The 7,737-nt window shown below is 68.0% G+C and carries 8 protein-coding genes and 4 pseudogenes; 5 read left to right on the top strand and 7 right to left on the bottom strand.

Features of this window, described 5'->3' with window-relative positions; translation table 11 throughout:
* A pseudogene (locus CA983_RS37445) lies at positions 1-409 on the top strand (transposase); the annotation flags it as partial.
* 30 nt (positions 410-439) lie between these two features.
* Positions 440-712 (top strand): GNAT family N-acetyltransferase, encoded by a 273-nt coding sequence (locus CA983_RS37440; protein ID WP_208637123.1) that lies wholly within the window; start codon positions 440-442, stop codon positions 710-712.
* 239 nt (positions 713-951) lie between these two features.
* Here the strand turns inward: CA983_RS37440 and CA983_RS46420 are convergent, their stop codons facing one another.
* The 4 genes from CA983_RS46420 to CA983_RS48485 all read right to left on the bottom strand — a co-directional run bounded on the left by CA983_RS46420 (position 952) and on the right by CA983_RS48485 (position 3,263).
* Complete coding sequence (locus CA983_RS46420; protein WP_158101930.1) at positions 952-1,332, bottom strand: hypothetical protein; 381 nt, start codon at positions 1,330-1,332, stop codon at positions 952-954.
* A gap of 402 nt (positions 1,333-1,734) precedes the next feature.
* Positions 1,735-2,232, bottom strand: a complete 498-nt coding sequence (locus CA983_RS37430) for a VOC family protein (protein ID WP_086605184.1) — start codon at positions 2,230-2,232, stop codon at positions 1,735-1,737.
* A 325-nt stretch (positions 2,233-2,557) separates the two neighbouring features.
* On the bottom strand, positions 2,558-2,848 hold the full coding sequence (locus tag CA983_RS48490; protein WP_244207258.1) for a hypothetical protein: 291 nt from the start codon (positions 2,846-2,848) through the stop codon (positions 2,558-2,560).
* Between the two features lie 64 nt (positions 2,849-2,912).
* Positions 2,913-3,263: a hypothetical protein gene (locus CA983_RS48485; protein ID WP_244207257.1), complete on the bottom strand. Its 351-nt coding sequence runs from the start codon at positions 3,261-3,263 to the stop codon at positions 2,913-2,915.
* Positions 3,264-3,437: 174 nt separating this feature from the next.
* Here CA983_RS48485 and CA983_RS37420 point away from each other — a divergent pair.
* Positions 3,438-4,383 (top strand): annotated as a pseudogene (locus CA983_RS37420) (IS630 family transposase); the annotation flags it as partial.
* Here the strand turns inward: CA983_RS37420 and CA983_RS37415 are convergent.
* The gene (locus CA983_RS37415; protein ID WP_086605183.1) at positions 4,380-5,288 is read right to left on the bottom strand and encodes a LysR family transcriptional regulator; all 909 of its coding nucleotides are present in this window, start codon (positions 5,286-5,288) and stop codon (positions 4,380-4,382) included. The pseudogene CA983_RS37420 and the gene CA983_RS37415 overlap by 4 nt on opposite strands.
* A gap of 72 nt (positions 5,289-5,360) precedes the next feature.
* Between CA983_RS37415 and CA983_RS48480 the strand changes: the two are divergent.
* Both CA983_RS48480 and CA983_RS48475 read left to right on the top strand, forming a co-directional pair.
* Positions 5,361-5,738 (top strand): annotated as a pseudogene (locus tag CA983_RS48480) (RidA family protein); the annotation flags it as partial.
* 24 nt (positions 5,739-5,762) lie between these two features.
* On the top strand, positions 5,763-6,143 hold the full coding sequence (locus tag CA983_RS48475) for an antibiotic biosynthesis monooxygenase family protein (RefSeq protein WP_244207259.1): 381 nt from the start codon (positions 5,763-5,765) through the stop codon (positions 6,141-6,143).
* Between the two features lie 320 nt (positions 6,144-6,463).
* Here the strand turns inward: CA983_RS48475 and CA983_RS37405 are convergent.
* Positions 6,464-6,622: pseudogene (locus CA983_RS37405) on the bottom strand (cellulose binding domain-containing protein); the annotation flags it as partial.
* A gap of 17 nt (positions 6,623-6,639) precedes the next feature.
* Positions 6,640-7,737, bottom strand: a 1,098-nt coding sequence (locus CA983_RS37400; protein WP_208637122.1) for an RICIN domain-containing protein, incomplete at its 5' end; no start/stop codon positions are given.

The raw sequence follows: 7,737 nt of genomic DNA, 5'->3' as shown, positions 1-7,737 counted from the left end.
GGGCGATCGCGGACCACATGCGCACCGACCTGGTCACCGACGCCCTGGCCGCTGCCGAACGGACTCGCGGCAGCCTCGCCGGGTCGGTCATGCACACCGATCACGGCTCTCAGTACACCAGCCAGGCCTTCGCCGACGCCTGCCGCCAGGCCGGCGTCCGCCAGTCCATGAGCGCGATCGGCTCCAGCGCGGACAACGCACTCGCCGAGTCCTTCAACGCAACGTTCAAACGCGAGACGCTCCAGGGCCGCAAGACATGGTCCAGTGACGCGAGGCCCGCCTCGACGCGTTCGGCTGGCTCAACCGCTACAACACCCGACGCCGTCACTCCCGCCTCGGACAACGCAGTCCCATCGCCTACGAGACAGCACTCGACACAACATCAACTACCCTGACCCAAGCCGCATAGCCCGTGTCCAAGATTCCGGGTCAAGGCCCTATGACCCTGGAGGCCAACCTCGACGACCTACGCCAGCACGCGGAGGACTTCGACCGGCGCGTGGGCTTCACCTACACCGTTGTGTCCGACCCCGGGGGTGACGTCATCGGCTGCGTCTACATATACGGCTCACGCCACGAGCCCGGTGTCACCGACATCCGTTCCTGGGTCGGTGCGGACCACGCCACACTCGACGCCGAGCTCTACCGCGTCGTCAGCGATTGGGTGGCTCGCGAGTGGCCCTTCGAGCGAGTGGCATACGCACCTCGCTGACGAGCCCCCGGAAGGACTTCGCCGACTGACTGACGAGGCGCCCTCGTGAGAGAGGGCGCCTGGCATGCTGTCACATCGGTCCCACCAGACAGACCCGCCGACAGCCCCGTTCAAACCCCAGACACGTACGGCCGCTGCGACGAGCCTGCTGCGCAGGCCGGATGTCGCGTTCAAGGCGATGGGTGACGAGTATCCGGACCAGGGCTTGGCAGCGTGAGCTGAGGATCTGCGCACGTCCGTCATCTCAGAGCCTGCTTGGCGAGTGAGGTCAGGCTGTAACGTCTGAACGAGGACGCAAACCCCCGCAGTACCTCAGGGCCTCTGAGGAAGTCCACGCGACGGGGCACACGGCGGCCCGACAGGCTGACCAGGAACTCTGGGACTTCCCGTTTGACGCCTTCGGAGTTCCGAGAGGCTCGATAACACTTGACGAGTGACTCCAGCAAGGTGATGTTCCTGCGGTGGATGCCGGGGAAACGCTCGTCGAGTTCGGTGTAGGCGAGCCAGAGTTCCAGCAGTTCTTCCAGCGTAGGCAGGTCGCGGCTGAAGTCGTCGCTGCGCGTGCCGTGTTGGGGAGGAGAGCGGATGATGCCTACAGGAGTGGCTGTCGTCTGTGGCACCGATGACTGCCTCGCCGTCTATCTGGCGGTCGAGACCGGCAACGTCGGTGGTGAACGCTCAGCAGACGAGGTTTCTGAGATGGCAGGCATGGCTGCCAAAGGCGACGGCTGGGTGCTCAGCTTTTGCATCGGCCACGCTGTGGTGACGTGTCCGGGATGCGCGGACGGCCGCGACCCCGTTCGGGAGCGCGGAACCTACCGGCGGTGTATGGGACACGTCGGCTCAGCGTCCAGGTGGGCGTATTGCCTGCATTCGGAACCCTCGCAGGGCAAGGACGGCTGAGCACGACGATCTTGGACACCCCTTCTCCTCTTGGATGCAGTGGTGCCGACCACCGGCGGGCAGCATGGCGGCTCAGGTACCGGGGCTCGGGGCCTGCGCCCCACCCGCGCGGAGGTGAGTCATCCCCCGAAGCCGGAGGCCCCCGGGAAGAAGTCGGTACCCTGGACGTACGCCATCGCCTCGGCCCACTTCGGGTCGCCCAGACGGCGTTCCATCTCCTCCGGGCTGACGTCCTCCACTCGCGTCTGGAGCCACCACAGATTGCCCAGCGGATCGCGTACCCGTCCGACCCGGTCGCCGAAGAAGAGGTGTGTCACTTCGGTCACGGACGTACCGCCGGCCGCGACGGCCCTGCGGTGCGCGGCGTCGGCGTCCTCGACGTAGAGGCGCAGGAAGGCGGGCGTCGGCGGCCAGTGTGGCGGCGCGTCGAACGGCATGACGATCGAGTCGCCGATCCGTACCTCAGCGTGCCCGATCCGGCCGTCGTCCCCGACGACCCGGGCGATCTCCTCTGCGTCGAACGCCTCCCTCAGGTAGTCGATGAGCCCGGCTGTGTCGCGCGAGATGATCCACGGCGTGACGGTGTGGTAGCCGTCCGGGATCGGTTTTTCGGTCATCCGCTGCCCTCCTGAGTGCGTGCTGCTCGTTCTGACGCTAGGTGGCCTCTAGGCCAGATCCTGACCTAGAGGCCACCGATGGAGACGATGCTCAGCACCCACGGGGGCACCACCCACACATTCGCACCCAATGACGCAAGGAATAGGGCCGGATGATGAGGTGGGACAGCGGTGACGTGGACTTCCCACCCGACCTGATCCCGTGCGACGCGATCGAGGCGCGACCGCCGAGACAGAGCCAGCACTTGACCGGCGGGCCAGTCAAACATAGGACCTAATCGTCTAGACCTCGATGCCGAGCGCCGTGTCCGGCCTGCAGTTCGTGTCAGCGGCGGATCAGTTCCTCGGCCCAGCCCCTCAGCGGGCCTTCGAGGATGAGGTTGTCGCCGCGGCTCATGGTCTGCTTGAGCAAGGTGCACACGGTCGCTTCGGCGGCTAGGCCGGCCGGGCTGCCCAGGATCGGGAAGGCGGTGCGGACGCGGGCGGCGACGTTCGGCTGGAGCAGTGTGTAGGCGTAGAGCGTGGCGGCGTCGAAGCCCTCAGGGGCGTGACCCCATCCCTCCCAGTCCAGAATCCGCAGAGGCGCGCTGACGTTCGCCAGTGCAGGTCTCCGCATGGGCTGTGGTCCAACAGGTCACGGCCGGGGCCTCGATCCCGACAAACTCGGGGGATAGCTCGGTTCATGTACTGCTCGCGCACGGCGAGGCGATGACTGCCGACCGCCGCCACCTTCTCCAGCGTCCCTGTCGGTCGGTCCACCAGGAGTCCGGTAGTTGGGGGTCGTGTTGCAGGATCGGATCATCGGACAGGACCGGCTGGTCGACGCGGGCCGATAGCTCCGCCCGGTACGCGGTGCCGTCGACGACCGCATCGTGGACCCCCAGCAGTGCGGCCCGGTGCCCGTCGAGGTCGCCGAAGGCGTGCTGTGCGTCCAAAGCGCCGTCCCACAGCTTCTCCGACGCCTTGTTCTCCAGTGCGGCCACCAGGCGCAGCCAGGCGGGCTCTCCGGCGGCGGTGCAGGCCCGGGGCACCCAGGGTGCGCCCGACCCAGCCCCAGAACTACCCGCCCGGCTCGGTCTGCACGGCCAGGGTCTTGGCGGCGCGCGCGTGGTGCGCCCGCATGCGCTCTGCGGCGGCTCGACTCAAAAGCCCAAACACCGGCTTGACCCTCTACCAGGTCCTCGACGCCCTCCAGGACCTGCTGAGGTGCTGGCCCGGCACGGGTGTCACGTCGGCTGGGGATCAGTGCGGACACGGTCCGCACGAGGCGGCGGCGTTTCCTCGAGCGCGGTGTGGACGGCCTGTCCGACGAGCCACGGCCGGGTGTCCCGCGGAAGGTCACCGACGCGGATGTCGAGCGGGTCATCGTCAAGACGCTGGAGGAGAAGCCGAAGACGCCACTCACTGGTCGACAAGGTCGATGGCGGCGGCCACGGGCATGTCGCAGTCCGCGATCTCCCGGATCTGGCGGGCGTTCGCGCTCGCGCCGCACCGGTCGCAGACGTTCAAGCTGTCCACGGACGCGTTGTCCATCGACAAGGTCCGCGACGTCGTCGGCCTCTACCTCGACCCGCCGGAGAAAGCGTTGGTGCTCTGCGTGGACGAGAAGTCGCAGATCCAGGCCCTCGACCGGTCCCAGCCCGTCCTGCCGATGGTCCCCGGCACCCCCGAACGCCGCAGTCACGACTACTTCCGCGCCGGCACCCTGTTCGCCGCCCTGGAGGTCGCCACCGGCAAGGTGATCGGCTCCCTGCACCGGCGCCACCGGGCCGTCGAGTTCAAGAAGTTCCTGGCCAAGCTCGACAAGGAAGTCCCCGCCGGCCTCGACGTCCACCTCATCCTCGACAACTACGTCACCCACAAGACACCCGCCATCAAGAAGTGGCTGCTGGCCCACCCACGCTTCCACCTGCACTTCACGCCTACCAGTTCGTCGTGGCTGAACCTGGTGGAGCGGTGGTTCGCCGAGCTGACACAAAGAAGCTCAAACGCGGTGTCCACCGCTCCGTCCAGGCCCTCGAACGCGACGTCCGCAGCTGGCTCGCCGACTGGAACGACAACCCAAGGCCCTTCGTCTGGACGAAGACCGCCGACGAGATCCTCGACAGAGTCGCCGCGTACTGCCGACGAATCTCCGACTCAGGTCGCTAGGGCCTGTCCGGCGGATCTTGGCTGATGGTCGCCAGCAGGCGTGTGACCAAGGGATTATGGTCGTTCTCGCGCCAGGCGACGGCCACTCGTGTGCGGGCGGTGCCGGGTTCGGTCCTGCGGAAGGCGACGCCTTTGAGGCGGATGCGTCGGATGCTCGCCGGGGCCAGGGAGACGCCCAGACCGGTTTCCACGAGGGCGCACACGGTTTGCCACTCCACCGCGTGCTGGACTACCTGCGGTGTGAACCCTGCTGCGGTGCACAGGCCGATGATCTGGTCGTGCAGTGGCGGGCCGACCGTGCGGGGCAGCAGCACGAAGGGCGAGTCCGCCAACTGTGCAAGCTGCACGGTCCGTTGGGTGGCAAGAGGATGGGTGGCCGGCAGCACGGCCACGAACGGCTCGCTGAGTACCGTCCTGAAGCCGAGCTCTGTCTCGTCGGTGGGCGGTTCGCGCAGCAGACCGATGTCGATCGTCTTGTCATGCAGGGCGGCGATCTGCGGAGCGGTGGTCATCTCGTGGATGTCCAGGTGCACGCCAGGAAACTGGTGACGGAAGGTGCGCAGAAGGCCGGGCAGGACCGTCAGAGCGAGGGAGGCGGCGAAGCCGATCCGTAGGCGGCCGGCCCGGCCACTGCCGACGGCCCGGGCTGAGGCCAGGCCGTCCGCGAGGTCGGTCAGTGCCCGCCGCGCGGCGGGCAGTAGTTCGCTGCCGGCTGCGGTGAGGGTGACACGCCCTGGGACGCGAGTGAACAGCGCGTGGCCGACCTTGTCCTCCAGGCGGCGGATCTGCTGGCTCAGCGGCGGCTGGGCGATGCCCAGGCGGGCGGCCGCGTGGCCGAAGTGGAGTTCCTCGGCGAGGACGACGAAGGCGTGCAGCTGCGGTAGGGGGAGTTCGGGGCGCTCCATACGCCTAGAGATATCAGGTCATGCATGCGGCCGTATTAGACGTATCAGTGCCGGCCATTTAGCGTTCGGCGCATGACAGAGCGACACGCGATCCTCAGCGGCTCGGCCTTTGAGGAGCAGATCGGCTATGCCCGTGCCGTGGTCGACGGCGACTGGGTGCATGTGTCCGGGACGACCGGGTTCGACTACGCCACCATGACGATCGCCGACGACGTGGTGAAGCAGGCCGAGCAGTGCCTGCGCAACATCGAGGCCGCACTGGCCGAGGCGAAGTGCACCTTCGCCGACGTGGTGCGCGTGCGCTACCTACTGCCCGACCGCGAAGACTTCGAAGCCTGCTGGCCGGTCCTGCGCCGCTACTTCGGCGACGTTCAGCCGGCCGCCACGATGCTCATGTGCGGTCTCGCCGACCCACGGATGAAGATCGAAATAGAGGTGTACGCGCGGCGGCGCATCCCGCCTTACGGTGGGGCCATGGGCAGTCACTCGGAAGCGCCCGTTGTGCCCGTCGAGGCTTATGAACCCCCCTACTACGCGGCTGTCTTCACTACGGTGCGAACCCAGGACCAATGCGGCTTCAGCGAGACCGACGCACGCCTGGAAGACCTGGTGAAGGACGTCCCCGGGTACCTGGGGATGGACCACGCCCAGACTCCTGGCGGGCTGGGCATCACCGTCAGCTACTTCCGCGACGCCGAAGCCCTCACGGAGTGGCGGACCAACGCCGAGCACCGCGCGGCACAAAAGCGCGGGCGAGCCGAGTGGTACCAGAGCTACACGCTGCATGTGGCGAAAGTGGAGCGGAGCCACGGGTTCACGCGAGCGCAGGTCCCGCAGAGCCCGACAGCGGGCTGACCAACCGAGACCCCACCTCAGTGCATGGGCCGCATCGACTCGGCAGTGTGCGTGTAATGCCTGCACCACTCGCAGGGTATGCGGGCGGCCTTCCCCGTAATCCTGAACTCTGCGACGAGATCCAGGACTCCACGAGGAAGGCCGTGGAGTGTGCTGGCGCAGGCCGGCGAACGGAACGCGTTCGCGCAACTGTCACGCTTTCGGACGGCTTCTACGGGTCTCTGTCCGCGCGAGAGGATGCGTTCGTCGCAGTGGCCGACGCGCTGTGCGCGGACGGCCCGACCCGGACGCCGGTGGATTTGTCGCTGTCACCTGCGGCCCCCGTCCTGCGGAGCGGGGATGTGTCCTTCGTCGAACGCGGCCCAGGCCACCGGATACCCGGCCGAGCACCCCGAGTAGGTGGTGACCCGGTGCGTCAGGCTGCCCTGCGCCGGCTCGGGCGGGTTCTGCGGGGTGCAGCCGTTGTTCCTGACGAACCTCGCCGGAACGGGGTGTGTCACGCGCGGGTCCACCTCTGGTTGGCTTGGCCGTTACAGGTCCGCAGAACCAGCGGCGTTCCGTTGGCGGTGCCGGCCCGGTCGACGTCGAGGCACAGTCCGGAGTGGACGTTGCGGATCGACCCGTCGGAGCCGACGGTCCACTTCTGGTTGTTCTGGCCGTTGCAGGGCCACGTGACGACTCGGGTGCCGTTGGTGGTGCCCTGGTTGGAGGCGTCCAGGCACTTGTCACCGAAGACGCGGATCTCGCCGCCGGCCCACGTGGTCCACAGCTGGTTGGCGGCCGTGTGGCAGTCCCAGATCAATACCGTCGCCCCGGCAGCGGTGGAGGCGTTGTCCACGTCCAGGCAGCGGCCGGACGCGTTGCCGCGCCATCGCGAGGTGGTGGCGGCCAGCGGGCTGCCCCCGCTCACCCGGAACACGGCCACGCCATGCGCGGGGACGCTCGCCGAGATCTGCCCGGACGTGCTCGACGTGCCGCCGGTCCACAGATCCGTGAGGGTGAACGACCCGCCGGACAGGCCGACTTGAGCGGCCGTGGTGGTGACCGTCGCCGTACCGCCTCCCCGGTTGAACAGGCCCACCGCGACCGAGCCGTCGGACAGGGCCTTGGCGAACACCTCGGTGTCGCCGTCGTCGCGCACCCGGCGACCGCCCGCTCCCAGCGGGTCCTGGTTCACCGCCAGCAGCCGCGGGTTGCGCAGGATCGCGCTCACGTCGGCGGACATGGTGCGGATGTCGTTGCCGGCCATGAGCGGGGCCGAGAGCAGTGCCCACAGGGCGAAGTGGGAGCGGGACTCGGTCAGTGACAGACCGGGGCGGCCGACGACGAGCATGTCGGGGTCGTTCCAGTGCCCCGGGCCCGACTGAGCGGCCAGGGGCACGGTGACGTCCAGGACGTTGCCGACGCCCATGGGGTAGCTGTTGGTGTTGCCGTTCTGCCAGATGTCGAGCAGGTCCTCGGTCGTCCGCCACAGGTCGGCGATCTCGCCCCAGTTGTACTTGTCGCCGGTGGGGGCGTGGAAGCTGTTGGGGTTGATGCTGTAGACGATCRGACGGCCGGTGGTTGATGCTGTAGACGATCGGACGGCCGGTGG

The organism is Streptomyces swartbergensis (assembly GCF_002148965.1).
GTDB classification, from domain to species: domain Bacteria; phylum Actinomycetota; class Actinomycetes; order Streptomycetales; family Streptomycetaceae; genus Streptomyces; species Streptomyces swartbergensis.
Note: the sequence above shows the minus strand (reverse complement) of the source record. Positions and strands in the feature narration are given on the sequence as shown.

Coding starts and splice junctions, on each gene's coding strand:
- CA983_RS37430 (WP_086605184.1), bottom strand. CDS start 2,232: ATGACCGAAAAACCGATCCCGGACGGCTACCACACCGTCACGCCGTGG.
- CA983_RS37415 (WP_086605183.1), bottom strand. CDS start 5,288: ATGGAGCGCCCCGAACTCCCCCTACCGCAGCTGCACGCCTTCGTCGTC.
- CA983_RS48475 (WP_244207259.1), top strand. CDS start 5,763: ATGGGCAGTCACTCGGAAGCGCCCGTTGTGCCCGTCGAGGCTTATGAA.
- CA983_RS48490 (WP_244207258.1), bottom strand. CDS start 2,848: ATGCGGAGACCTGCACTGGCGAACGTCAGCGCGCCTCTGCGGATTCTG.
- CA983_RS37440 (WP_208637123.1), top strand. CDS start 440: ATGACCCTGGAGGCCAACCTCGACGACCTACGCCAGCACGCGGAGGAC.